The organism is Patulibacter minatonensis DSM 18081 (assembly GCF_000519325.1).
GTDB classification, from domain to species: domain Bacteria; phylum Actinomycetota; class Thermoleophilia; order Solirubrobacterales; family Solirubrobacteraceae; genus Patulibacter; species Patulibacter minatonensis.
The window spans coordinates 2,905,432-2,930,415 of the sequence record NZ_KI912613.1; the positions used below are offsets into that span (position 1 = coordinate 2,905,432).

Annotated in this window: 19 protein-coding genes and 1 pseudogene; 14 read left to right on the forward strand and 6 right to left on the reverse strand. The window is 75.7% G+C overall.

Going from position 1 to position 24,984, the window contains the following annotated elements; genetic code table 11:
* The 7 genes and pseudogenes from PATMI_RS37505 to PATMI_RS0113420 all read left to right on the forward strand — a co-directional run.
* A pseudogene (locus PATMI_RS37505) lies at positions 1–536 on the forward strand (hypothetical protein); the annotation flags it as partial.
* Positions 536–874 (forward strand): YbaB/EbfC family nucleoid-associated protein, encoded by a 339-nt coding sequence (locus PATMI_RS0113395; RefSeq protein ID WP_026911251.1) that lies wholly within the window; start codon positions 536–538, stop codon positions 872–874. The pseudogene PATMI_RS37505 and the gene PATMI_RS0113395, both read left to right, overlap by 1 nt.
* 24 nt (positions 875–898) lie before the next feature.
* Positions 899–1,567 (forward strand): recombination mediator RecR, encoded by a 669-nt coding sequence (locus tag PATMI_RS0113400; protein WP_026911252.1) that lies wholly within the window; start codon positions 899–901, stop codon positions 1,565–1,567.
* 11 nt (positions 1,568–1,578) lie between these two features.
* Positions 1,579–3,279 (forward strand): glycoside hydrolase family 5 protein, encoded by a 1,701-nt coding sequence (locus tag PATMI_RS34610; RefSeq protein WP_026911253.1) that lies wholly within the window; start codon positions 1,579–1,581, stop codon positions 3,277–3,279.
* 112 nt (positions 3,280–3,391) lie between these two features.
* On the forward strand, positions 3,392–4,720 hold the full coding sequence (locus PATMI_RS29975) for a serine hydrolase domain-containing protein (RefSeq protein WP_084269930.1): 1,329 nt from the start codon (positions 3,392–3,394) through the stop codon (positions 4,718–4,720).
* A gap of 95 nt (positions 4,721–4,815) precedes the next feature.
* Positions 4,816–6,957, forward strand: coding sequence for a choice-of-anchor D domain-containing protein (locus PATMI_RS34615; protein ID WP_026911254.1), 2,142 nt, complete (start codon positions 4,816–4,818; stop codon positions 6,955–6,957).
* A gap of 307 nt (positions 6,958–7,264) precedes the next feature.
* Positions 7,265–8,593 (forward strand): aspartate kinase, encoded by a 1,329-nt coding sequence (locus PATMI_RS0113420; RefSeq protein WP_051471596.1) that lies wholly within the window; start codon positions 7,265–7,267, stop codon positions 8,591–8,593.
* Here PATMI_RS0113420 and PATMI_RS37510 read toward each other — a convergent pair.
* Complete coding sequence (locus PATMI_RS37510; RefSeq protein ID WP_051471598.1) at positions 8,590–9,534, reverse strand: LysR family transcriptional regulator; 945 nt, start codon at positions 9,532–9,534, stop codon at positions 8,590–8,592. The two genes, PATMI_RS0113420 and PATMI_RS37510, sit on opposite strands and share 4 nt — an antisense overlap.
* A complete protein-coding gene (locus PATMI_RS29985) occupies positions 9,513–11,099 on the reverse strand; it encodes an MFS transporter (protein WP_051471600.1) in 1,587 nt (528 codons plus the stop codon). The genes PATMI_RS37510 and PATMI_RS29985 overlap by 22 nt, the downstream gene beginning before the upstream one ends.
* 167 nt (positions 11,100–11,266) lie before the next feature.
* Here PATMI_RS29985 and PATMI_RS0113435 point away from each other — a divergent pair, with 167 nt between their 5' ends.
* From PATMI_RS0113435 to PATMI_RS0113460, 6 genes are all read left to right on the forward strand, one after another.
* Positions 11,267–12,007 (forward strand): SMI1/KNR4 family protein, encoded by a 741-nt coding sequence (locus PATMI_RS0113435; RefSeq protein WP_026911257.1) that lies wholly within the window; start codon positions 11,267–11,269, stop codon positions 12,005–12,007.
* A gap of 71 nt (positions 12,008–12,078) precedes the next feature.
* Positions 12,079–13,578 (forward strand): hypothetical protein, encoded by a 1,500-nt coding sequence (locus PATMI_RS34620; protein WP_026911258.1) that lies wholly within the window; start codon positions 12,079–12,081, stop codon positions 13,576–13,578.
* Between the two features lie 72 nt (positions 13,579–13,650).
* Positions 13,651–14,970 carry a hypothetical protein gene (locus PATMI_RS0113445; protein ID WP_026911259.1) on the forward strand — a complete coding sequence of 440 codons (1,320 nt, stop codon included), beginning with the start codon at positions 13,651–13,653 and terminating at the stop codon, positions 14,968–14,970.
* A 360-nt stretch (positions 14,971–15,330) separates the two neighbouring features.
* Positions 15,331–16,434: an aspartate-semialdehyde dehydrogenase gene (locus tag PATMI_RS0113450; RefSeq protein WP_026911260.1), complete on the forward strand. Its 1,104-nt coding sequence runs from the start codon at positions 15,331–15,333 to the stop codon at positions 16,432–16,434.
* A gap of 26 nt (positions 16,435–16,460) precedes the next feature.
* Positions 16,461–17,048 carry a peptide deformylase gene (def, locus tag PATMI_RS29995; protein ID WP_051471602.1) on the forward strand — a complete coding sequence of 196 codons (588 nt, stop codon included), beginning with the start codon at positions 16,461–16,463 and terminating at the stop codon, positions 17,046–17,048.
* 71 nt (positions 17,049–17,119) lie between these two features.
* A complete protein-coding gene (locus PATMI_RS0113460; protein ID WP_026911261.1) occupies positions 17,120–17,560 on the forward strand; it encodes a hypothetical protein in 441 nt (146 codons plus the stop codon).
* A 15-nt stretch (positions 17,561–17,575) separates the two neighbouring features.
* Here the strand turns inward: PATMI_RS0113460 and PATMI_RS0113465 are convergent, their stop codons facing one another.
* Genes PATMI_RS0113465 through PATMI_RS0113480 form a run of 4 tightly spaced genes read right to left on the reverse strand, consistent with a single transcriptional unit; the run spans position 17,576 to position 23,781 of the window.
* Entirely contained in the window at positions 17,576–19,345 is a 1,770-nt protein-coding gene (locus PATMI_RS0113465; RefSeq protein WP_036725830.1) for an acyltransferase family protein, read from the reverse strand.
* 10 nt (positions 19,346–19,355) lie between these two features.
* Complete coding sequence (locus PATMI_RS0113470) at positions 19,356–21,311, reverse strand: cellulose biosynthesis cyclic di-GMP-binding regulatory protein BcsB (RefSeq protein WP_026911263.1); 1,956 nt, start codon at positions 21,309–21,311, stop codon at positions 19,356–19,358.
* A complete protein-coding gene (locus PATMI_RS30000) occupies positions 21,308–22,843 on the reverse strand; it encodes a glycosyltransferase family 2 protein (RefSeq protein WP_051471604.1) in 1,536 nt (511 codons plus the stop codon). Before PATMI_RS30000 ends, PATMI_RS0113470 begins: the two co-directional genes overlap by 4 nt.
* Complete coding sequence (locus PATMI_RS0113480) at positions 22,840–23,781, reverse strand: SGNH/GDSL hydrolase family protein (RefSeq protein ID WP_169738370.1); 942 nt, start codon at positions 23,779–23,781, stop codon at positions 22,840–22,842. The genes PATMI_RS30000 and PATMI_RS0113480 overlap by 4 nt, the downstream gene beginning before the upstream one ends.
* Positions 23,782–23,946: 165 nt before the next feature.
* On the opposite strand from PATMI_RS0113480, the gene PATMI_RS0113485 reads away from it, so the two are divergent.
* Positions 23,947–24,840, forward strand: a complete 894-nt coding sequence (locus PATMI_RS0113485; protein ID WP_026911265.1) for a hypothetical protein — start codon at positions 23,947–23,949, stop codon at positions 24,838–24,840.
* The last annotated feature ends 144 nt before the right edge of the window (positions 24,841–24,984 follow it).

The following is a 24,984-nucleotide window of genomic DNA, read 5'->3' on the forward strand; positions in this document are numbered from 1 at the left end:
AGGCCCCGCCCGCGTCGTCGGCCCCTGCCTCTCCCACGCACGAGCCGCCGCCGGCGGCCCCGCAGGCCCCTGTCCCGCCGACGCCCGCGGCGCCCCAGCCCCCGCCGGCCCCCGTCGGCATCACCCCCGCCGACGTCGACGAGCAGCTGCCCGGCATCGGCGAGCACCTGGGCGGCGCCGTCCGCCACGCGCTCTCGCAGGCCCGAGCGGTGTCGATCACCGGGGTCGACCTCGTGCTCGGCCTGCCGGCCGGCCAGCAACGCGCGGCCAACGCGCTCAACCGCGACGAGACCCGCGAGCGGATCGCCGCCGACCTCGAGGAGCTCCTCGGCGTCCGCTACGTCATCCGCGCCGAGGAGCAGGCGGGCGTCGCGGCGCCCGAGGAGCCGCTCCTGCCGGAGGACGAGGTCGTCCGCCGCCTCGTCAGCGAGTTCGAGGCCGAGGAGGTCGACGGCGGTGCGTCCGCCGCCGCGGGCCCCGGAGCCGGCGATCCCACGTCCGCAGAGACCACCACCAGCACCAACGGAGACTCCTGATGGCCCGTCAGCCGAACATGCAGCAGATGATGAAGCAGGTCCAGAAGATGCAGGCCGACATGGCGGCCGCGCAGGAGGCCCTGCAGACCGAGGAGCTCGACGTCACCGCCGGCGGCGGGATGGTCACCGTGAAGATCACGGGCGGCCTCGAGATCAAGTCCGTGACGATCGACCCCGACGCGATCGACCCGGAGGACGCCGAGCTCCTCCAGGACACCGTGACCGCGGCGGTCAACGAGGCGATCCGTCAGGCGCAGGAGCTCGCCGAGAAGCGCATGGGCGGCCTCACCGGCGGCCTGGACCTCGGCTCGATGGGCCTCGGCGGCCTCGGCCTCTAGTCCGCGAGGGCGGGCACCGGACCCATGCAGCCCGCCCCGATCGAGCGCCTCGTCGCGGCCTTCTCCCGCCTGCCGGGCGTCGGGCCGCGCACCGCGCAGCGCCTCACGTACCACGTGCTGTCGCGGCCGGACGAGGACGCCCGCGCGCTCGCGACGGCCCTGATCGAGGTCAAGGAGCTGATCGGCGAGTGCCGGATCTGCTTCAACCTCGCGGAGGGCGAGCGCTGCGTGATCTGCGAGGACCCCCGCCGCGACCCGACGCTGCTCTGCGTCGTCGAGACCCCCGCGGACGTCCTGCCGGTCGAGCGCACCCACGAGTACCGCGGCCGGTACCACGTGCTCGGCGGCGCGCTGTCGCCGGTCGACGGCGTCGGCCCGCGCGACCTGCGGCTGGAGGAGCTCTACCGCCGGGTGCTCGAGGGCGACCCCGACGACCCCGCCCGCGGGAGCGGCCCGCTGGTCGACGACGGCACGACGAGCTCCGGCGGCCCGACCGTCACCGAGGTCGTGGTGGCCACGAACCCGACGACGTCCGGCGAGGCCACCGCGCTCCACATCGGCGCCGAGCTGCGGGAGCGCTCGCCGCAGGTGCGCGTCAGTCGCCTCGCCTCCGGCCTGCCGGTCGGCGCGGACCTCGAGCACGCCGACGAGGTCACCCTCGGTCGCGCGTTCGCGGGCCGGCGGACGATCTGACCGGCCGGGTCGTGCGCCGCGCCCGGCTCGTCGCGAACCGCCGCGCGCAGCGCTCGCCGAGCCGCTCACCGGCGCTCCGGGGGGCGGTCACGGGCGGGGCCGCGGTCCCCCTCGCGCTGCTCGCGATGTCCGGGTGCGGAGGAGGGGACGATCCCGCGCCGTCCGCGCCCGGCGCGCGGACCCCCACCACCGGCCCCGCGGCGCCGGAGGGGACCGGCGACCGCGCGGCCCCCGACGGCACCGGCGACCGCCCGCGCCCCCTGACGCGCGCCGACGCGCTCCGCGTCGCGGACGGCCCGGACGGCGCGAAGGTGCTGCGGACGCGCGACGGGCGCGACGTCCGCCTCCGGGGCGCGAACGTCAACGCCCTGGTCGACTACGCGGGCGTCAAGCGGACGGTCCCGGTCACCGCCGAGGACGCCGACCAGTTCCGGGCGCTCGGGTTCTCCGTCGTGCGCCTGGCGGTCTCGTGGTCGCGGATCGCGCCGGCACCCGGCCGGTTCGACGGCGCGTACCTCCGGACGATCGAGCGGACGGCACGGCGCTTCGCCGACCGCGGGATCTACGTGCTGCTCGATCTGCACCAGGACCGCTTCGGCGCCGGCCTGGCGGCGGGAGCCGACGAGACCGACGGCGCTCCCGCGTGGGCGGCGGTGACCGGTGGCGCATCGACGGCCGCGGACACCGGCGACGGGCACCCGTACTACCGCTCCGCGGCGGCCCGGGCGGCGGCCACGGCGTTCTTCCGCGACCGCCGGGTCGCCGGCGCCCCGCTGCAGGAGCACTACGCCGACGCCCTCGCCCGGCTCGCGCGGGTCGGGTGGCGGCTCGGTCCGGCGCTCGCCGGCATCGAGCTCTACAACGAGCCGATCGACCCCGAGCACACCGACGCCTCGGGACCGGACCGCTTCTCCCGCAGCCGGCTGCAGCCCTTCTACCGCCGCCTGGTGGCGCGGCTCCGCGGGCCCGACGGGACCGGGCCGGGCGCGGGACCGTACGACGGGCCGATCTGGTTCGAGCCGCAGGCCACCCGGACCCAGACCGACCGCGACGCCGCGGCGGCCCGCTTCTCCGGCGACGACGGCCTGGTCTACGGCCCGCACGTCTACACCGACGTCTTCGGCGGCACGCACGACGCGGGCACGCCCGCCCGGATCGCGGCGAGCTTCCGCGCCGCCGCCGACGAGGCCCGCACGTACGGTGCGGCCCTCGCACCGACCGAGCTGCCCGGTGCGTCGGGCGGGCGGTTCGAGACCGACCGCCGCGCGACCCTCGACCAGCTCGACGCCCTCGGGGTCGGCGGCATGGTCTGGGTCTGGAAGCAGGACCCCTCGGCGAGCTACGGCTGGGGCGTCCTCAACGCCGACGGGACCCAGCGCGACGACTCGGCGATCGCGGCCGACTACGGCCGGGCCCGGGTGGTGGCGGCCGGCCCGCGCGTGCTCCGCGAGCGGTGGCGCGACGGGACGCTCACGGTGACGACGACCGGCGCCGGCGTGCTCGACCTCTGGGACGGCGCCGCGTTCGCCGCCACCGCGCCGGTGCGGGGCGCCTCCCCGCGGCTCACCGTCGACGGCGCGGCCCCCGACGCGCGCACCGTGCGGACCTCGCGCGCGACCGCGAGGCTCGGATCGGCCGACGCGTGGGCGGGCGGACGGCGGATCCGCCTGACGCTCCCCGCGGGCCGGCACGAGGTCGTGCTCGGGAGGTAGCGGGCCCCGGCGGGTGGGCGGCGCCCGGCTCCGCCGCGTGCGCCGTGGCGTGTTGCCGCTCGCCGCCCGGGCCGTCCGCGCGCCGGTCCCTTCGGAGCCGTAGGCTGCGCGCGTGCCGCTGCGCTCGAAGCTCCCCGCCGTCCGCCTGCCCCGGCCGCCGCACGTGCCGGATCCGCTGCGCCGCATCAAGGTGCCGAAGGACCTGACGCCGCTGGTCACGCGCGCGTCGCACGAGCTCCCCGCCGACGAGGGCGGCATGACGCAGGACGGGGTCGAGCGGATCTGGGCCGCGACCGAGCGCCTGTACCGGCACGGCGTCCACCCGGCGATCGGCCTGACGATCCGGCGCCGCGGCGTCGTCGTCCTCGACCGCACGATCGGCTGGTCGCACGGCGCGATGGCCGACGGTCCGGTCGTCCCCCACGAGGGCGATCCGGTCCTCGCCACGCCCGACACGCCGTTCTGCCTGTTCAGCGCGTCGAAGGCGATCACCGCGACGGTGATCCACATGCTCGACGAGCGCGGCCTGCTCCACATCGGCGACCGCGTCGCCGAGTACGTCCCCGAGTTCGCGGGCGCCGGCAAGCACCGGATCACGATCGACCACGTGCTCTCGCACCGCGCCGGGATCCCGAACATCCCGGGCTCCGCGATCGACATGGACCGCATCCGGGACCACGACTTCGTGATGGGGCATCTGAACGAGGCCCTGATCCGGACGCGGCCCGGCACCCGGCTCTCCTACCACGCGATCTCGGGCGGGTTCGTCCTCGCGGCGGTCGTCCGCGCGGTCACGGGCAAGGAGCTCAAGGACGTCCTCCGCGAGGAGATCCTCGACCCCCTCGGCTTCCGGTGGATGGGCTACGGGGTCGCCGAGGAGGACCTCCCGCTCGTCGGCACGGCCCATCCGACGGGTCCGAAGCCGGTCCCGCCGCTGTCCACCGCCCTGACCCGCGCGTTCGGGATGCCCCTGGACGCCGTGACGCGGGTCTCGAACGACCCGCGCTTCCTGACGGCGGAGATCCCGTCCGCCAACGCGGTCTCGACCCCGTTCGAGCTGTCGCGGTTCATGGAGCTCCTCCGCCGCGGCGGCACCCTCGACGGCGTGCAGGTGATGGAGCCGCGCACGATCCGCCGCGCGATCATCGAGCGCTCGCACCACGAGGTCGACCTGACCCTCGGCGCGCCCCTCCGGCACGCGTCCGGGTACATGCTCGGCGCGAAGGCCCTCGGCCTCTACGGTCCCGACACCGAGAGCGCGTTCGGGCACCTCGGCTTCACGAACATCCTCGGTTGGGCCGACCCGCGCCGCGAGCTCTCGGTCGCCCTGGTCACGAGCGGCAAGCCCGCCCTGGCCCCGCACCTCCCGGACTTCTGGAACCTCACCCGCCGGATCGGCCTCGAGGCCCCGAAGGTCGACCGGCCCGAGCTCTTCGGCTGACCCGATACCGGCCGCGATCCAGGTTCACCCCGGGTGCGCCCAAGATCACCCCGGCCCGCTCGTTCCGGAGCCCCGGAGCGGCCTACGGTGGGCGCATGGAACGCGAAGTCCGTTCATCCGTCGCGGTGGTGGTCGTGGCGCTGCTCGCCGCCGCCGCCGGAGCTCCGCCGGCTCTCGCCGCCTCGGGATGGGCGCCCGTCGCCGCTCCGCTGACCCAGCGGTACGGCGGCATGACGACGGTGCTCGCCGACGGGCGGGTGCTGACCACGGGCGGGATCAACGATCGTCAGGGCATCGCGCGGTCCGCCGAGATCTACGACCCCGCCTCGGGGCGCTGGTCCGTGGAGGAGTCCGACGACGCGAACGGTCGCGCGCCGGAGCGCTCGCGCATCCACGGCACCCTCACCACCCTGCGGGACGGGCGCGTGCTCCTGGTCGGGGGCTTCTCGAGCTGGGACGTCGATCCCATCGAGCGCACGGTCGAGGTCTTCGATCCGGCGACCGGCCGCTGGACGTACGCGGCCCCCCTGGCCCGTGCGCGTCAGGGGCACGTCGCCGCGCTGCTGCCGGACGGTCGGCTGCTCGTCGCCGGCGGGGTCGATACCCGGGGCGCCCCCGTGGCCGAGGCCGAGATCTTCGATCCCGCGACCGGGACCTGGTCCAGCGGCGGCACGATGGCCCAGGCCGGATACGGGAGCCAGTCGGTCGTCCTGGCGGACGGCCGCGTCCTGGTCGCCGGCGGATCGACGACGGCCGCGGGCCCGCGCGACCCCCTCGACCGGGCGGACATCTCGCGGACCGAGATCTTCGACCCGGCGACCACGACCTGGTCCTCGGCCTTCTCGCTGGGCCGCCCGCGGGCGCAGGCCGGTGCGGCCCTGCTCGGGAGCGGCGGCGTCCTCGTCGCCGGCGGCGTCGGTGACACCGGGACGCTGGGGACGGCGATGCGGTTCGACCCGGCGCCGGAGACGTCCTTCTGGACGACCCGCCTCGACCCACCGGTGACCGGCGCCCTCGCGTCCCTCACGGCGCTCCGCGACGACCGGGTGCTGATGATCGCCGAGGGCCAGCGGACCACGCCGCTCTACGACGAGGGCCTCGACTCGTGGTCCTCGTCCTACGCCATGGCGAGCCGTCGGTCGCAGTCGCAGCACGCGCAGCTGCAGGACGGCCGCGTCCTCGCGTTCGGCGGGACCGAGACCACGACCGCCGAGCGCTTCACGCAGCCGACGACCCGCGCGGCCGACGACGCCGACCTCGGGGAGACCGCGGTCGGCCGCACGGCCGAGCGCGACGTCGTGGTGCGCAACACCGGGACGGAGCCGCTCTTCACGATCGGGGTCTCGACGACGGGGGCGGGCGCCTCCGCGTTCACCGTCGTCGCCGACGGCTGCTCCCGGACCCCGGTGCCGGTCGGGGGCTCGTGCGTCGTCCGGGTCCGCTTCGCGCCCTCGGGTGTCGGCCCGCGCGAGGCCACCCTCGCGTTCGACGACAACGCCGAGTCGTCGCCGTCGTCGGCGTTGCGGGCGGTCGGCACGGCGCGGGTGGTCGACCCGACGCCGACGGACCCGACGCCGACCGCTCCGACGGGTCCCGCGGACCCGGGTCCCGCGGCGCCGACCGGCTCCGCGCCGCCGGTCGGCGGCGGGCCCGCCCCGGTGGCTCCGCGGCCGGTCCCGGTCCCGTGCTCGGTCCGCTCCGTCGTGCTGTTCGGCGTCGCGCCGAGCGCGACGACGTCGCGACCCCGTGTGCGGCTGTCCGGGGTCGCGTCGGGACTGCCGGCCGGGACGGTCGTCCGGATCCGTCGCGACGGCGCGCAGATCGGGAGCACGGCGGTCCGGGACGACGGCACCGTCTCCGCGACGGTGGCCGCGCCCGGCACCCGGCGCGCTCGACTTGCCGCGCGGTACCGGCTCGTCCCGAGCGTCGGCAGGCGTTCCGCAGCGCTGAAGGCGACCCGCCTGGCGACGATCGGCGCGGCCGGCCCGGTCTCGGGCGGCGACGTGCGGGTGAACGGCCGGGTGGCGGGCGTCCGGCGTGCGACGCGGCTGCGGATCGAGCGGACCTCGGCGTGCGGGCCGGCGACGGTCGTCGTGGGCACGGCCACGACCGACGCCCGCGGCGGCTTCCGCACCCTGCTCGCGGCGCCGGCGGTGGGCGAGGGCGCCTGGATCTACCGGATCCGGCAGGGCCGGCGGACGGTCACCCTGCCGATCGTCGTCGGCGCGCGGCGGTAGCGCGCGGACTCGCGGTGGGCACGGGGCTCGCCGCGAGCACCGGCGGCCCGGCGCCGATCGCTGCGACGGCTCGCGGGCGTGCGGCCGCAGTGCCCTCCGGACGGTGCCGATCCGGGAAGCGCAGGTTCCCACGGATTCCCGGACGGACGGCCCGGGGAGGCCCGATCCGGGAATGCGCAGGTTCCGGTGGATTCCCGGACGGGCGCCCACGCGGGGGTGATCTGGGAATGCGCAGGTTCCGGTCGATTCCCGCATCGGCCCCCGCGCAGCCCGTGTCCTCGCGGTCCCCGTAGGATCCGACGCGCGCATGAGCCCCCTGATCGACACCGGAACCGGCAGCGACACCGTCGTCATGAAGTTCGGCGGCACGTCCGTCGCCGACGCGGAGCGCATCAAGCGCGCCGCGGCCCGGATCGTGAAGAAGCGCGAGGCCGGCCAGCGCGTCGTCGTCGTGCTGTCGGCCCGCGGCAAGGAGACCGACCGGCTGATCGCCGACGCGCTGGAGATCTCGGAGCGGCCCGCGCCGCGCGAGATGGACATGCTCCTGTCGACCGGCGAGCGCGTCTCGTGTGCGCTGGCGGCGATGGCGATCAACGACCTCGGGCACGAGGCGATCTCGCTGACGGGCTCGCAGGCGGGCATCGTCACCGACACGTCGCACACGAAGGCCCGGATCCTCGACGTCCGCGCCGACCGGATCCTCGAGGCGCTCGACCAGGACCGCATCGTGCTGGTCGCCGGCTTCCAGGGCGTGTCGACGGCGAAGGACGTCACGACGCTCGGCCGCGGCGGCTCGGACACGACCGCCGTCGCGCTGGCCGCCGCCGTCGGCGCCGACGTCTGCGAGATCTACACCGACGTGCCCGGCGTCTTCAGCGCCGACCCGCGCGTCGAGCCGCACGCGAAGAAGCTCGACGTCGTGTCCTTCGAGGAGATGCTCGAGATGTCGAGCTCCGGCGCCGGGGTGCTCCAGCTGCGCTCCGTCGAGTACGCCCGCACCCACGGGGTCCGCATCCACTGCCGCTCGAGCTTCGAGGACGGCGAGGGCACGTGGGTGGTTTCCGAGGCCGAGGCCGCGACCGCCCTACAGCAGCAGAACGAGGAGAACACCGTGGAGAACCCGCTGATCACCGCCGTGACGCACTCGACGGTCGAGGCGCGGATCACCCTGTCCGGCGTGCCGGACACCCCCGGCGCCGCCGGCCGCATCGCGACGGCGCTGGCCGAGGCCGGCGTGAACGTCGACATGATCATCCAGAACGAGCCGCCGGAGCCCGGCGCGCGCGCCGACATGAGCTTCACGGTCCCCCGCGAGGACCTGCTCGCCGCGCAGGACGCCCTGAAGCCGGTCATCACCGACCTCGGCGTCACGGCCGTGCGGACCGAGGCCGAGATGGGCAAGGTCTCGATCGTCGGCGCCGGCATGAAGACGCACCCCGGCGTCGCCGCCAAGGTCTTCACGGTCCTCGGCGAGAAGGGGATCAACATCGAGATGATCTCCACCTCGCCGATCAAGATCTCGTGCGTCGTCCCGGGCGACCAGGTCCCCGACGCGGTGCAGGCCCTGCACGGCGCGTTCGGCCTCTCGGGCGAGGACACGATCCGCCCCGAGCAGCCGTTCGGGCAGTTCTCCTAGGCGGCGGACTCCCGCACCGGCGCGAGGGTCCGCGGGTCCTCCAGCCAGCCCTCGTCCTCGGCGACCTCGCCCGCGACGGCCGCGAGCGTGGCCACGCCCGGAGCGGCGTCGACCGTCGGGGTCAGGAGGACGACGTCGAGGACGAGCGCCGGGGCCAGGGGGCGCCAGACGAGGCCGTCGGCCGGACCCTGCGCGGGCTCGCTGACGATCGTCACCCCGACGCCGTCGAGGACCGCCTGATGGGCGGGGTCGAAGGCGACGATCGGCGGGCGCAGCCGCGGCTCGAAGCCCGCGGCGCGGCACGCCTCGAGGATCGCGTCGTAGCGGCCCGGGTTCGCGTCGCGACGGTGGATCACGAGCGGGACGTCGCGCAGCGCGGTGAGGGCGACGACCTCGCGGGCCGCGAACGGGTGGTCGGCGGGGGCCAGCACGCCCTGGAGCTCCCGCCGCACGAGCCGGCGAGTCAGGCCGTCGGTCGCCGGCGGGCAGCGCAGCAGCGCGGCGTCCATCGTGCCGGCGCGGAGGGAGTCCAGAGCGTCGGCGACGCAGGCGACGTGCGCCTGGACGTCGATCTCCGGCGCGCGGCGCCCGAGGGCGGTGAGGACGCGGACGGCGGTCTCGTACCCGGCGCTCGCGGCGTAGCCGATGCGGATCGCGCCGCCCTCGCGCGCGCCGTCGCCGAGCCGCAGGACGTCCTCGCGCAGGACCTCGAGGTCCGCCAGCAGCGCCGGGGCCCGGTCGATCAGGAGCTGCCCGGCCGGTGTGGGGACGACGCCGTCCGGACCTCCCCGGACGAGGAGCGGCGTCCCGAGCTCCTCCTCCAGGAGCCGCACCTGGCGGCTCACCGCGGGCTGGGCCAGGTGGAGCCGCTCGCTGGCGCGGGTGAAGCTCCGCTCGGACGCGACGGCGAGGAACGAGCTCAGGCGACGGAGGTCGAGCACGCCTCCGACGATACGCGCTCGGCCCCGGCGCTCCGCGACGGGCGGCGCGTGCGGAGCAGGACGGCGGTCGCCGCGAGCGCCAGGACGACGATCGCGACGAGGACCCACAGCGTCGCGTGGGTCGCGTCGACGTAGGCGCCCTGGGTCGCGTGCACGAGGCGGTCGGCGGGCGCGCCGGCCGATGCGCCGCCGCGGACCGCGTCGAGGTCGCCCTGCGTCACGGAGCCCGCCAGCCGGGCGGTGTCGGCGCCCGCGGGCACGCCGCCGCGGCCGCCCAGCCCGCTCGACGTCCAGCTCACCAGCAGCGAGGCGGCGACCGCGATCGCCAGGGTCTCGGCGCCGAGCCGCATCGTGTTGAAGAGCCCCGCGGCCATCCCGGCCCGGGCGGGCGGCACGACGGAGACCGCGGCGCCGTCGAGGATGCCGTTGGCGATCCCGACGCCCGTCCCGGCGACGACGAGCGGGAGCGCGACCGCGCCCAGCGCGCCGGCCGGCGGGGCGAGGGCCAGCCACGCGACGCCGAGGGCCTCGAGCGTCAGGCCGGCCCAGACGAGCGTCCGGACGTCGACCCGGGACTTCAGGCTGCCCGCGAGGACCGGGACGAGGAGGGTGGGCAGCGTCAGGAACAGCAAGAGCGCACCGGCGGTGCTCGCGTCGACGCCGCGCAGCGTCGTGAACAGCGTCGGCAGGTTGACGAGCAGCGGGACGAACGCGACGACGATCGCCATCGCGGCGACGCAGAGGCCGAGGAACCGGCGGTCGGCGAGCAGCGCGAGGTCGAGCATCGGGCGCTCCTGCCGCCGCTCCACGACGACGAAGAGCACGAACAGGGCGATGCCCAGGACGACGAGGACGATCGTCCGGGTCGCCAGCCAGCCGTGGTCGGGGGCGCCGACGATGGCCAGGATCAGGACGGCGAGGCCCGCGGTGAACGTCACGGTCCCGGCTCGGTCGACGCGCGAGGCGTCCGGATCGCGGGATTCGTCGAGCCAGACGCGGGAGAGCGCGCACGAGGCTGCGCCGATCACGGCGAGGAGGACGAGGATGCCGCGCCACCCGGCGGTGTCCGCGATCACGCCGCCGAGGACGGGACCGAGCGCGAGGCCCGCGCCGAGGGTCGCGCCGAAGAGGCCGAACGCCCGGGCGCGCTCGGCGCCCTCGAAGCGGGCGGCGAGCAGCGCGCTGGCGGCGGGCAGGGCCGCCGCGGCCCCGACGCCGGCGACGACGCGGCCGGCGTCGAGGACGAGGATCGACGGGGCGGCCGCGGCGACGAGCTGCCCGGCCGCGAACAGGCCGGTGCCGACCGTGAACATGCGCCGGCGGCCGACGAGGTCGGCGAGCGCCCCGCACGCGAGCATCAGGCTGGCGAAGGCGACGTTGTAGCCGGTCACGGCCCACGTCTGCGCGGCGGCGCCGGCGTGCAGGTCGCGGCCGATGTCGGGCAGCGCGACGCTGACGCTCGTGAGCGACATCGGCGCGCCGATCAGGGCGAGGAGGACGACCGCGAGGGTCCGGGAGCCCGGACGGGGTGGGGCCGCGGCGAGGGGGATCGAGGGGGAGCTCATGGCCCCATCGACGGTAGGAACGATCCTCCGGCCCGTCCAAGACCGGTTCGCGCTGGGGTCATCGACGATCGGCATGGCCGGTGGCCCGGGCGTCGCCGGACCCCCGGCGACCGGGTGCGACGTCTCGATCCGCTGACATGCCGTCTCGCACCGCTAGTCTCGCCCCGGTGCAGCCCGACCTGAGTCCCGAGGACGCCGAGCGACTGGACCAGCTGCTGCGGGCGGTCGAGCTCCTGGACCCGGACGCCGAGCTCCCGGGTGGCGCGGACGACGCGACGATCGAGGAGGCCGAGCGGAAGCTGGGCCGGCCGCTGCCCGCGCAGCTGCGCGAGTGGTCGCGGACGGTTGGAGGCGGGGCGGCGATGCTCGGGGGCAACCTGCGCCCGTACGCGCTGGTGAAGACGCGCCACGTGATCGGGCCGTACGTCGCGACGGCGCGCAACGCCCTGCGGTCACGCGAGTGGTTCGTGCCGGAGGAGGTCGTCCCGTTCGGGTCCGACGCCGGCGGCGACGTGTTCGGCATCTGGGCCCCGCGGGACGAGCCGGCCCGTCCGCTCGTCGTCCTGATCGGTGCGGGCGACGGCGACGAGGACGTCGCGTCGTGCGCGGTCGTGGGGGAGGACCTCTACGCGTTCCTGCAGGGCTGGATCGCGCACTACGTGTGGGCGCTCGAGGACGCGGAGCCGGGCGGGCAGGAGCTGATCGACGAGGTGCAGGAGGAGCTCGGGCTGCCGCTCGACCTCCAGGGCGTCCCGGAGGAGATGGCGCGCAGCGCGGGCGAGCACCTGCAGAAGGTCCTGCGCTGGTCGAGCCCGACGATCGAGCCGATCGTCTACGACCCCGACAAGGGCTGGCCGCTCAGCATCTCCGACGTCCGCGAGCAGGCCGAGGCGCAGCCCGACTGGTGAGCGTCCGACGACTCCGCCGTTCAGCCAGGAGGTCGTGACGGCGTACGCGACCTGTGGCAGGGTCCCGGTGGATGTCGTCCGACGACCGCTTCCGCCGTCCCGAGGACCCCGCCCGCCCGAGCGGGACCGGCGACGCCCGGTCGGACGGCCTGGACCCGTTCGGCCGCCCGGTCCGTGAGGGGTCGCTCTGGCCCGCCGACCCGGTGGACCGTCGCGACCCGCGCGACGGCCCCGATCGCACGCGCCGCGACCGGTCGGACACCGATCCGTCGCGCCCCGTCGCGCCGCCGCCGTCGGGCGCGCCCCTCACCGCCGCCTCGCGGACGCCCGGTCCGTGGCCGCCGCCCGGCGGCACCGCTCCCGGGACCTCCGCCCCGCGTCGCCGCCGGCGCGCGTGGGCGGCGGTGGCGGCCTGCGTGGTCCTCGGTGCCGGCTGCGCCACCTACGCGGTCGTCCAGCTCGGCGGATCGTCGGACGACGACGCGGGTCCCGTCGCGGCGAACCCCGCCCCGGCGCAGCCGACCGCGACCACGCCGACGGCGACCGCCCCGAGCGTCCCGCCGACCCCGACGCTCCCGACACCCGCCCCGACCGGCACGGCACCAGCGGTCGATCCCCGGTCCCCGGGCAGCGTCCCCGGGAGCCGACGGGCGATGGAGCGCCTGCGCCGAGCGGTCCGCGACGACGAGCGGGTGGCCGAGATCGATCTCGACGACGACGAGCTCACCGCCCAGCTCGTGCGCCCCTCGGGGACCCCCGCCGGCGAGCTCACGATCAGCCGTCGCGGGCGGGTGACCCGGGAGGGCCGAAGCACGCTGGACGGGCCGACGCCCGGCCTGCGGGCCGCCGACCTGGACGTCGCGGGCCCGGGGCGCATCATCGCGTCGGCGCTGCGCGGCCTCGGCCCGGACGTCCCGGGGCGCGTCGACTTCGCCGCCGCCGACCGCACCGACGACGGACGGGGACCGCTCCGGTGGCGCGTGTTCCTCGACGACACCGCCGACGTCGACGGCGTGTGGCGCGGCGACGGGCACGGCCGGCACGTGGTCCGGTCCCGCGACGACGCGCCGGCACCGCCGCCCGGCGGGCGCGGCCCGGTGTCCGCACCGGTGGCGCTCTCGTCGCGGTCGCTGCTGCGCGGCGAGAACATGTCCCGGGCGCTCGACGCGGTCCGCAGCGCGATGGGTGGCGACTACCGGGTGATGACCCTCTACGTCACCCCCGAGCGGCTCTCCGTCCTCGCGCAGCGCGGCTCGCGATTGCGCAGCTACGACGTCGACCCCACCTTCCTCGCGGAGCGCGGCGAGGCCTACCCGGGGTACGGCGAGGGACTCGCATCGGCGCGGTTCCGGGGGACCGGGCCCGAACGCGCGGTGCGGACGTTGCGGGACCGGTCCGACCCGGTCGCGACCACGCCGATCCGGTCGGCGCTCCTGAACGTCGCCTCCGGGACGCGCCCCGCGGGGTGGACGTTGACCTTCGGGACGTCGCCCGCGGCTGCGGGGCCGACGCTGAGCGCGACCCTCGACGGGCGCCGGGTCGGGCCGCTCGGCGTCGACCTCGGCGGGTAGCGCTCGCGGGGGACCGAACCGGGACCTCCCCCGATGGCGGGGCGCACCGCGGACTGCGAGGCTTCGCCGACCATGAGCCCCGAGTACGACGCCTTCGGGCGCCCGATCCGCGGAGGATCCTCCGGCGACGGCGCGGCCCCGAGGTCCGCCGAGCCGGCGTCCCACCCGGGCTGGAGCCCCGCGCCTCAGGGCGACGGTCGATCATCGTCCGGCGATGCGCGCGCGGAGGCCCGCGCGGAGGCGGAGCGTCGTTCCCGGGCCCGCCGATCGGGCGGCGGCAGGGAGCCCTCGCGGTCCGGGAACGGCTCGGGCTGCGTCGGCCCGTTCATCGGCGTCGTCGTCACGATCGCGGTCGGCCTGGGCCCGGTCATCGCGATCTTCAGCGACGGCGACGACAGCTCCAGCGGCACGCGGTTCGCGACACCGGGCAAGGCGCTGACGTCGAAGGACTCCCTCGTCTCCCCGACCGGGCTGCGCGACGGCATGCGCCGCCTGAAGGCCGAGCTGCGTCCCGGTGAGCGCATCAGCACCCTGTCGATCCGGGCGGAGTACCTGAGCGCGACGGTCGCCACGGGCGTCGACGCGCCCCGGCGGTTCATCACGATCCGCGGCGGCGACGACGTCTTCACCAGCTCGTCGGGTACGAGCACCGAGCGCGGCGTGTCGTTCGAGGCCCTCGATCCCGAGGCGCCGTCCCGGCTGATCGCCGCGGCCCTGCGGGGGACGAGCGGCAGCGGCTTCGGCTCCTCGGACTACGTCGTCCTCTCGACCGGCCGCGATCCGGGCGATCCCGTCACGTGGGCCGTCTACCTCCAGGGCCGCGAGCGGTGGACGAGCGACGCGAAGGGCGCCCACGTGATCCGGCCCGAGGACGGCGCGCCCGCCCCGGCGGTCGGCGAGCGCGGGCCCGCGAAGGCGCCGACGGGGATCACGGGCACGTCGATGGTCCGGTCGGCGAACCTCCGGCGCGCGATCGCGGCCGTCCGCCCGCGCGTGCCGGCGAACTCCCTGGTCACGGGCGTCGACGTCCGCCCGGCGAGCGTCACGGTCACCGTGCGGCGCAGCTTCCACGAGCGGCGCTGGGCGGTCGACGCGGCGTTCGGCGTCACGCCCCAGTCGGAGTCCGAGACGACGCAGAGGAACGGCATCCCGTTCGGGGCGGTCGACGCGATGGGCCCCGAGCGGGCGGTCCGGCGGATCGAGAGCCGGGCGAAGAACCGGGCGTCGAGTCGCGTGGACTACGTCGTCCTCAGCCTCCGTCAGCCGGTGTTCGCGGACTCGCGGACGACGTGGGGCGTGTTCCTCAAGGACGGCAGTCCGGCCCGCCGCTACTGGCGCGCGTCGCTGGACGGACGCCGGGTCGGCGAGCCGGGGAAGCCCGGCTCGCCGTAGGTCACGGCGCGGGAGCGACGGACGGGGCGCGGACGGTCACCCGGGGGCGGCAGGACACGCACGGCCGCAGGACGTCGGCCGTCGCGGGGCCCGTCGGGGAATGCGCAGGATCCGCGTCGTTTCCCGGATCGGTCGTGGTGGGGGGCCGTCGGGGAATGCGCAGGATCTGCGTCGATTCCCGGATCGGTCCGACCACGCTGGTGGTCCCCGGTCGCTCAGGCACCGGATCCCGGCGATCGACGAGCCGGCGCGCCGCGGGGCCGTCCGCGGACCGCCCGGGCCGGCTCGAACCCGCGGTCCCACGCGCCTCCGGGGACCCCCGGAACCTGGCGCGGCACCGTTTCCTCGTACCCTTGACCCATGAGCAGCGAGGGGTACCGCATCGCCGTCGTCGGCGCCACGGGGCAGGTCGGGGGCGTCCTCCTGGACGAGCTGGGCGTGCCGAACGACGGGACGCGGGTCGGCGCGGCGACGAAGGCGCCGAACGCCGGTGATCCGGTCGGCGCGGCGCTCCCCGTGCGCGAGATCGTCCCGTTCGCCTCGTCCCGCTCCGCCGGCACGCAGCTGCGCGGCATGACGGTCCAGCCGATCACCGACGAGACGATCCAGGGCTTCGACATCGCGGTCTTCTCCGCGGGCGGCAGCACCTCGAAGGAGTGGGCGCCGAAGTTCGCGGCCGCCGGCGCGGTCGTCGTCGACAACAGCTCGGCGTGGCGGATGCACGACGGGGTGCCGCTCGTCGTCTCCGAGGTCAACCCGGAGGCGCTGGACGACCACAAGGGCATCGTCGCCAACCCCAACTGCTCGACGATGCAGCTGATGGTCGCGCTGCGGCCGATCCAGCAGGCCGCCGGGATCGAGCGGCTCGTCGTCTCGACCTACCAGGCGGTCTCCGGCACCGGCAAGGCCGCGGTCGACGAGCTGTTCGAGGAGTCCCGCGCGATCCTCGACGGGACCGACGTCCCCGCGCCGCGGAGCTACGCCCACCAGATCGCGTTCAACGCGCTGCCGCACGCGGGGAACTTCGTCGACGACCACACCGACGAGGAGCTGAAGCTCATCAACGAGACGCGGAAGATCCTCGGCGACGACACGATCCGCATCTCCGCCACCTGCGTCCGCGTCCCCGTCATCAATGGGCACTCCGAGACCTGCAACGTCGAGACCCGCGAGGACCTGTCGCCCGAGCGCGCCCGCGAGATCCTGGAGGCCGCCCCCGGCCTCGAGGTCCGCGACGACCCGGCGGCGAACGTCTACCCGATGGCCGTCGACGCCGACGGGCGCAGCGACGTCCTCGTCGGCCGCATCCGCCGCGACCGCGGCAACGAGAAGGCGCTCGACCTCTTCGTCGTCGGCGACAACCTCCGCAAGGGTGCCGCGACGAACACGATCCAGCTGGCCGTCGTGCTGCACGAGCGCGGCCTGGTCCGCCCGACCCCGGCCGCCGAGGTCCCGGCGCTGTAGCGGGCGGCGCCGCTACGGTTCCGCGCATGGCCAGCCCCGACGCCTTCACCCCGGAAGTCCTGCAGCGCCGCAAGGAGGCGCTCCAGCAGGTCCGCCAGTGGGGCGATCCGGCGCTGAAGACCGTCGCGCGGCCCGTCGACGCCGTGGACGCCGACCTCGTGGGCGAGGCCCGGCGCCTGATCACGATCATGGACGCCGCCCTGGGTGCCGGCCTGGCCGCCACGCAGGTCGGGATCATGCGCCGGTACTTCGTCTACCGAGAGGGCGAGGAGGAGCTCGGCGCCGCCACGGCCCTGGTCAACCCGGTGATCGAGTGGTCCTCCGAGGAGACCGACGTCCGACACGAGGGCTGCCTCTCCCTCGGCGGCGTCTGGGTCCCCGTCGAGCGCCCGACGAGCATCCGCATCACCGGCCTCGACCTCTCCGGTCGCGAGCAGCGGATCGAGGCCCACGGCGCCCTCGCCCGCCGGCTCCAGCACGAGACCGACCACCTCGACGGCATCCTGATGCTGGACCGGACGACGAAGGACCAGCGGAAGGCCGCGCTGCGCGCCCTGCGCGAGGGCGTCTCGATGGACCCGCCGGACGACGACGTGCAGCTCGAGATCGACTGAGGACGGCGGGGGCCGGAGAGGTCTCACGGTCGCCTCACGATCCGTCCGCGCCCGTCGGCTACCGTCGTCGGGTGCTCGCTCCCACGATCCGCCGCACCGCCTGCGGCGCCGCCCTCGCCGCCGTGCTGTCGACCCCGATCCTGGCGGCACCCGCCGGCGCGGCCGCGCCCTTCCGCGCGACGAACGTGCAGGTCCACGTCGTCGCCGACGGCAAGCGGTACGGCGGCGGCGACGGCCGGGTCTGCCAGGACGTGGACGTCACCATCACGGCGCGCTTCAACACCGGGGTGGCCTACGCCGAGGTCGCGACGAAGGGGTTCGTGCCGACCGAGGGCATGCGCGCCGTGTCCGGCCGCACCGTCTTCCGGCTCACCAGCCGCTATGGCCGGATCGTCTGCGTCGCGCGCCGCGGCCAGACCGGCGAGGCGCTGCGCAAGACGCTGAAGGCCCGCAGCGCCTCGGGGCAGACGCTGACGAAGGTGCTCCCGCGCATCCGCTGGATCGTGCGCTGACGTCGGCGCCCGGCGTCAGGCCGGCACCGGCACCGGCGGCAGCGGCGCGGCCTCCGGTCCGTCGTCCGCCAGCGCCTCGAGGCCGCGGCGGACCAGGCGGTGCGGGTCCTCGTCACGGGCCACGCCGACGACGGTGCCCGAGGGGTCGATCGCGACCAGCGCGATCTCCGGCTGCTGGTGGCCGCCGGCCGTTCGCACGACGAGCAGCCCGAGGGCCGAGGCGATCGCGGCCTTCGGGTCCTGGAGGTGGACCACGGCGTCGTCGAGCGGCTCGTCGACCGGGTGGGGCGGAGCCCCGGAATCCTCCTCCGCCGGCACGCGTGGGGACAGCGCCGCCATCCGGATCCCGAAGCCGGCCGCCGCGGACTGGGACGAGTCGAACGCCCGCAGCGCCCCGCTCGACCCCTGCAGCGCAGGGTGGCCGCTCGGCACGGGGTCGGAGGGGTGTACGAGGAGCAGGAGGCCGCCCGGTCCGGTGAGCTGGCGGACGGTCCGTGCACGCCCCTCGGCGTCGGTCACCGGGACCTCCGGGAGGACCGTGCCCGCGGCCAGCGTCGGGGCGCTGACCTTCGTGATCTTCAGCTCGCGGTCGAGCTTCGGCTGCAGGAGCGTGTCGAGCCCCGACAGCGGCTGCTCGATGTACCGGAACGCGAGCACGCCGAGCGGGACGACGATGAGGATCAGCGCGAGGGCGGAGAACGGCCACAGCGCGGGGACGTCCATCGGCAGGATGTTCCGGACGTTCAGCGAGCGCAGGATCGGCGCGTGGATCAGGTAGGTCGAGAACGACGCGGCGGCCAGGAGCTGGGCCACCGGGCTGCGCAGCAGGCGCCGCATCCAGCCGTCCGGGTCGGCGGTCAGGGCGCCGAGGATCCAGGAGAGCGGCGCCAGGAACGACAGCTCGAAGAACCACTGCGAGACGAACACGGACGAGCCCAGGCGCGCGGACGAGAGCCACACGAGCCACGAGGTGCCGGCCACGACGATCAGGGTCGGGTAGGGCTTCGGCAGCCGCCACTTGTCGGGACGGTGCAGGAGCAGCGCGACGCCGAGCAGCATCCCCATCCCGTACAGGTACGCCCACGACGGCGGCGCGAACCACGAGCCGAACTCGCTCCCCGGCACGCCGCGGGAGATCAGCGAGCTCTTCCACCAGATCGTGATGCCGATGAAGATCAGGGGCGGCAGGAGCATCCCGAGCAGCCGGCTGCGCATCGGCCACCGCGCGATCGTCCGCATCCACGGGAGCAGGACGAACGCGACGACGATCGAGAACTGCCACTCGACGCTCAGGTACCAGCCCGGGTCGATGGTCCGGAAGATGTGCTCGGTGCTCCAGGTCTGCAGCAGCGACAGGCCCCAGAAGACGTCCCACCACTGGGCGCTGCCGCCGCCGTAGCGCCAGACCCACACGACGAGGAAGACCACGACGTAGACCGGCAGCAGGCGCAGCCCGCGCTTGAAGAGGAAGTCTCGACTGCCGGGGAGCCGCTTGCCGAGCAACACCGCACCGCCGAAGCCGTAGTACGTCGCGAAGCCGGAGAGCAGGAAGAACAGCGGCAGCAGGCCGTCGATCCCGCCGAAGACGACGCCGGGCGTCGAGTAGTCCCGGAACGCGTGCAGCGAGTAGTCCCCGACCGACGCCTGGTAGGCGTGGAAGAGGACGACGATGAACATCAGCGCGCGCAGCCCGTCGAGCTCGCGCAGCCGGTTCCCGCCGCCGGGCCGGCGCGCCTTCGGCTTCGCGCCGCCGGACGGACCGCCCGCGGGCGGCGCCGTTCTCACCGCACCGGGATCAGGAGCGGCCGTCGCCATCGGACCCGTCGGTCGGGGGCGCGGCGCCCGCGGTGCGCCGGCGCAGGCGGCGGCCGGTGCTGCGGAGCGCCAGGGCGGCGAACGCGAGGATCGCCACGCCGATCACGATCAGCGGCCAGCGCCACGGGACGGGCCCGCTCTGGACGCCCGTGACGAGCGCGCGGTCCGGCACCCGGACCGCCACGCGGTCCGCGCTCAGGGCCTCGACCGTCCGGCCCTGGATCTTGCCGACGCCGTAGCCGTCGGTCAGCGGCAACAGCGCCTTCGGGCCGATCGCCAAGACGCGGACGGCGTCGCCGTCGCGCGTGACGTTCAGGACGCCCTCGCCGCGGCCGCCGGGGATGCCCTTGGCGAGGGCGTCCGGGACCCGGCCGGGGCGGGCGAGGACGAGCGCGGTGCCGTCGGGCGTGTCGCCGCCGAGCTGGACCGCGGGCAGCACGAGCTCGCGGCTGACGCGCCGCGCCTCCGCGAGCGTGCCGATCACGGCGGCGACCTCGCGCTCGGTCGGGGACGCCGGCAGCTGGACCGTCGTGCCCTCCCAGCCGGGGTTCCGGTTCAGCGGGAACGGCAGCAGCGACAGCGTCGCGGTCGGCTTGCGCGCGCGGGTCTGCAGGGTGACCGACCCGGCGTCCTGCACGTTCAGGCCGCCGGCGTCGAAGCCGTCGGGGGCGCAGCCGAGGTCGCGCGGGCGGTTGATCCGGGTCCGGATCGTCACGGTGTTGTCGCCTGCGCGCAGGTCGCCACGGAACAGCGACGGCCCGCGCGGGGCCAGGGCCTCCTCGACCGCGAACCGCGACGGCCCGCGGACGTCGAGCGGCTCGCCGACGAGGTTGCGGCCGTTGATCGCCACGACCGCGCGACCGCCGGCCGGGGCGTCGTACGTGGCGGCCAGGCGCAGGCGGGACCCGCGCAGGACCTCGCGCCACTCCGGGATGCGGAAGCCGAGCGACAGGTCGTTCGTGCCGACCCCGGTGACCTGCCCGGTCGGGAGGCGCACGCGGCGGGGCATCGTGCCGCGGCGGACGGTCACCGCCGGCAGCGCCCGGCCGGACGCGGACGAGCCGGAGAGCCGGCGCGCCACGGTCGGGCGCAGCGCCCCTGCGGCGCGGAGCAGGCCCTCGCCACGACCGGAGAGGACGACGAGCGTGGCGCGGTCCATCCCGATCAGCGACGTGCGGACGTTCGGGGTCGCGACGCCGTCGGAGATCGCGACGACCGACTCGCCGGTGCGCCGGCGCGTGCTGGAGCCCGCGACCGCGACCCGCACGGCCACGCCGTCGCCCCCGGCGCGGGCGGCGATCTCGCCCACGGCCAGCGACGCGGCGCGGATCGCGTCCGGCGTCGGCCGGGAGGCGAACCGGACGAGGATCTTGCCGCGACGACGCCCGACGCCGTTGACGAGGGCGCCCGGTAGGTCCTTCAGCCGCGGGGCGGCGCGCGGGTCGGTGCCGGCGACGGTGACGCCGGAGGAGCGGTCGAGCTCGAGCCAGGCCGACGGGTCGTCCGGCGTCGGGCACTGCGCCCGCGCGGTCGACAGGCGCGTCTCGATCGACACCGGGACGGTGCGGTCCGTCCCGCGCAGGGCCGTGCGGGGGATCGGGAACGACGCGGAGCCGGACCCGGGCCCGAGGTTCGTGCTGCCGACGATCGTGTCGCCAACGCGCACCTGGAGCCCCGAGCTGCCCGCGAGCTGCTGCGACGCCCGCCAGCGCAGGCGGACCGACCCGCCGACCGACGTCCAGCGGACAGGGACGGGGATCCCGCCCGCGAAGCGGTCGAGCCCGCCGCCGAACCGCACCGCCGGGTCGTCCGGGCCCGTCAGCGGCACCGTCGACGACGCCGCGGAGGCGGCCGACGGTGCGACGAGCCCCAGCAGCCCGGCCGTCGTCAGGGCGACGAGGGTGCGGGACGACGGGGTCGGGGCGACTGCGGTCATGCGGACTCGATCGTTCGGGTCGGGGCGGGGGACGGCTGGCCGGGACCGGGCGCGGGGGAGCCCGGTCCGCCGAGGACGGTGCGCGGGGGCGTCCGGGGCCCCTCGCGGCGCGTGACCATCCAGCGGCGGTCGCCGACGATCTCGCGCACCATCGCGGCCTGCGCGACGGCGTTCTTCAGCACGGTGTAGGGCAGCGCGAGCACGCAGTAGACGACGAACCACTGCAGGCCCAGCGCGCGACGGGACTCGTCGGTCGCCGTCCGGTACGACGCCAGGCCGAGGACGACGCCGGTCAGCAGCGTGATGATCGTCGTGGCGATCAGGAACGGGTCGCGCAGCAGGTGGAACGGCAGCCCGGCGATCGCCTGGGCCGCGAGCACCGTGAAGATCTGCAGCGAGATGATCGGGAACATCTCGCGCCAGACGAGCATCACGAGCCAGTAGAACCGCACCCAGGGCCCGAGGACGCGGGACCGGCGCACATCCGGCGTGTGGCGGATCGTGACCTGGAACCAGCCCTGTGCCCACCGGGTGCGCTGCTTCCACCAGCCGCGGAACGTCGCGGGCGCCAGCTCGGTCGACACGACGGCCCGCTCGTGGACGATGCGGTAGCCCGACAGGAGCGCGCGCATCGAGACGTCGATGTCCTCGGTGAGCATGCGGTGGTCGACGCCCAGGCGGCGCAGGACGTCCGTGCGCCACCAGCCGTTGGCGCCGCCGAAGATCGCGGTGTCGGTGAGGAGCGACCGGCCGGAGTGGGCGATCCCGTAGATCCCCTCGAACTCGGCCCCGATGACCTTCGTCAGGACGTTGCGATCGGTGTTGCGGATGATGCAGCGGCCCTGGACGACGTCGTAGCCCTGGTCGATCCAGCGCAGCGCGATCTGGGCGGCGTCGCGGCGCAGGTGGTGGTCGGCGTCGAGGATCGCGGTGACCTCGCCACGGACGTGCGGCAGGGCGCCCATGATGTTCTCGGCCTTCGAGACGCTGCCGGGCACGCACAGGACGTCGATCTCCGGCACGCGCTCGGCGAGGTCGCGGAGGTCCTGCTCGAGCGGCATCCGGCGGTCCGTGTTGTACGCCAGCAGCACCTGCAGCCGGCCCTCGGGCACGTCGACCTCGCGGCACAGGTGCAGCAGGGTCTCCTCGATGATGTCCACCTCGTTGGGCAGGTACGCGACGACGATCAGCGTGACCGTCGGGTCCCAGCCGTCGGACGCCGGCGGCGGCAGCGCGCGGGCGGACCGCCGGACGGCGAGGTTGGCCTCGGCCAGCATCAGGAGGCAGGTCAGGAGGTACGCGACGGCGACCCCGTAGAGGACCCATCCGAGCACGGGCTGCACGAGCTCGGTGACGGCGGCCAGGAGGATCGCGGGCGCGACGAAGCAGACGAGCAGCGACAGCGTCAGCTGCAGGCCGACCTGGCTGCGGGCGCGCTCGAGGATCGCGACGAAGGGCCGCAGCGCCACGCGCGGGGCGGGTCCGACGGGGCGGACCTCCGGCTCGGTGGGCTCGGGGGGCCGGAAGGTCATCCGGACCTCGGCAGGCGGGGGCGCAGGGCGGACGTCGCGACGCGCGCGGCCAGGTCGTAGCCGTCCTTGCGCAGGTGGATGTCCGGCGTCCGGGGGGCGGAGACGCACATCCAGGTGTATCGGCAGACCGCTGTCACGGCTCGCGGACGGATGTTTGATCCCGGATCCAGGGGCGCGGACTGGTCCATCGCACCCGCCAGGTCGACGAGCGTGGCGTCGTGCCGGCGGGCCGCGCGGGCGATCGTGCCGTTGACCTGCGTGAGGAACGTCCGGTGCTCGCGGGCCAGCAGCGGACGCGAGGCCGGCTGGTCGTCCCAGAGCCCGAGCAGCGGGTCGTACAGGGAGAGCACGCCGATCGGGACGTCGCGGTCGACCTCGCGCAGCCGGGAGAGCAGCTCGGACAGGTTCGTGCGCAGCGCGGCGCCCGCCTTCGCGATGCAGCCCGGCAGCACGCGGCCGGCGGAATAGCACGAGCCGACGTCGTTGCCGCCGATGTCGACCAGGACGACGCGGGGCCTCCCGCGCGTCGACGACAACAGCCCCTCCGCCCAGGTGGCCTGGGACGTCGAGGGGTCCTCGTTGCGGTACGGCGTGTCGCGGTCCGGAGCGCATCTCCGGCCGCCGGAGAGCACCGACCCGGAGGTCGCGCCGCCGCAGCCGAGCTCGATCAGGCGGACGCCGCGGCCCTCGTCGCGGAGGTCGGCGGCGAACCTGCGGGGGTAGCCCTGACGGGTCTCCTGGCCGCCACCGAGGAGCTTCGGCTGGACGCCCACGGCGAGCGAGTCGCCGAGCGAGATCACCTGCAGGGCGTCCGGTCCCGCATCGTCGCCGCACCCGCCGAGCGCGCCCGACGCGGCCGCGGTGGCGACGACGGCGACGAGCGCCGCGAGGCGTGGTCGGAGGCCGCGGCCGGAGGCCGAGAGGATGTCGGGGCGCACGTCGATCGCTGACGAGCGCTGCGGGGAGTTGCAGGGGACAGCGACGCCGTACCCCACCTCGCTCGGGGGCCCAGGGTAGTTCATGCGTCGACCGCCGTGCGCACCGTGGTTCCGGCGGTCCGTCCACCCCGGTGGGCGTGCGGCTCCGCGGTAGGCTCCCCGCCGGTGTCCGCCCCGTCCTCCGCCTCCTCGGCCGCGCCGTCGGTCGCCTTCGGGCTGACGCAGCCGCTGCTGGCGGGCCTGCACCGCATCCGCCGCCGGCCGGGGGCCGCGCTGCTGCCGACGCTCGTGCTCCTGCTGCCCCTGGTCCCCGTCGTCCTGGCGATCCGCGGGGTGCTCCGGGCGGGTGCCGACGTGGCCCTCACGGAGCTCATCGCCGGTGCGCCGCGAGGCGCGGAGGGGGCCGTGATCGTCCGGCCCGACGGGTTCGGCGTCCGCCTGCTCGTGCTGCTGGCCCTGCTGCTCGTCGTCGGCGTCGCGGTGATCGTCGCGGCGGGCCTCGTCGTCGGCGCGGCCACCGCCGGGTCCCGGAGCGCGGGGGAGGGCCTGCGCCGCGCGTGGGCCGCGTGGCCGCTCGTCGCGCTCTGGACGGTCGTGATCGCCCTCGCGGTCGCGGTCGTGGCCGGTGCGGTGATCGCCGTCGCGGTGCTCGCGGGGAGGGTGCGCTTCCAGCTGACGTCGGTGGTGCTCGTCCTCGGGCTCGGCGCGATCGCCGTGGTGCTGATGCGCCTCTCGCTGTGGCCCGCGCTCGCGCTCGAGCGGGACGTCCCGCTGCGGGCGGCGGTCGCGCGCTCGTGGCGGTCGACGCGCGGCAACGCCGTCCGGCTCGTCCTGGCCGCGCTGGTCGCGCTCGCCGCCGTGGCCCTGCCCACGTACCTGGTGGGCCTCCTGATCGGCTTCGTGCTCGACCGTCTCGCCGACGCCGAGGTGCTGGCCCTGTCGCCGGTCGCCATCGGCCTCTGGTCGCTGGTCCTCGTGCCCGTCGCCGTGGTGGTCGGCGCCGTGGTGTGGGGCGCGGGTGCCAGGGCCGTCGCGCTCGCGGTCGATGAACCGGGCTGAGCCGCGGCGTCCCCCGTCGGCGGGGTGGAGCGGCCGGGGAGGTCGGGACAGGGATTCGGGTCGGGTGGTCACCGATGGTCGGTCTTCGACCACGAGTGACCGCGGTCGGACGGGCGCCACACCGCGGGGTCACGGATGGTCGGT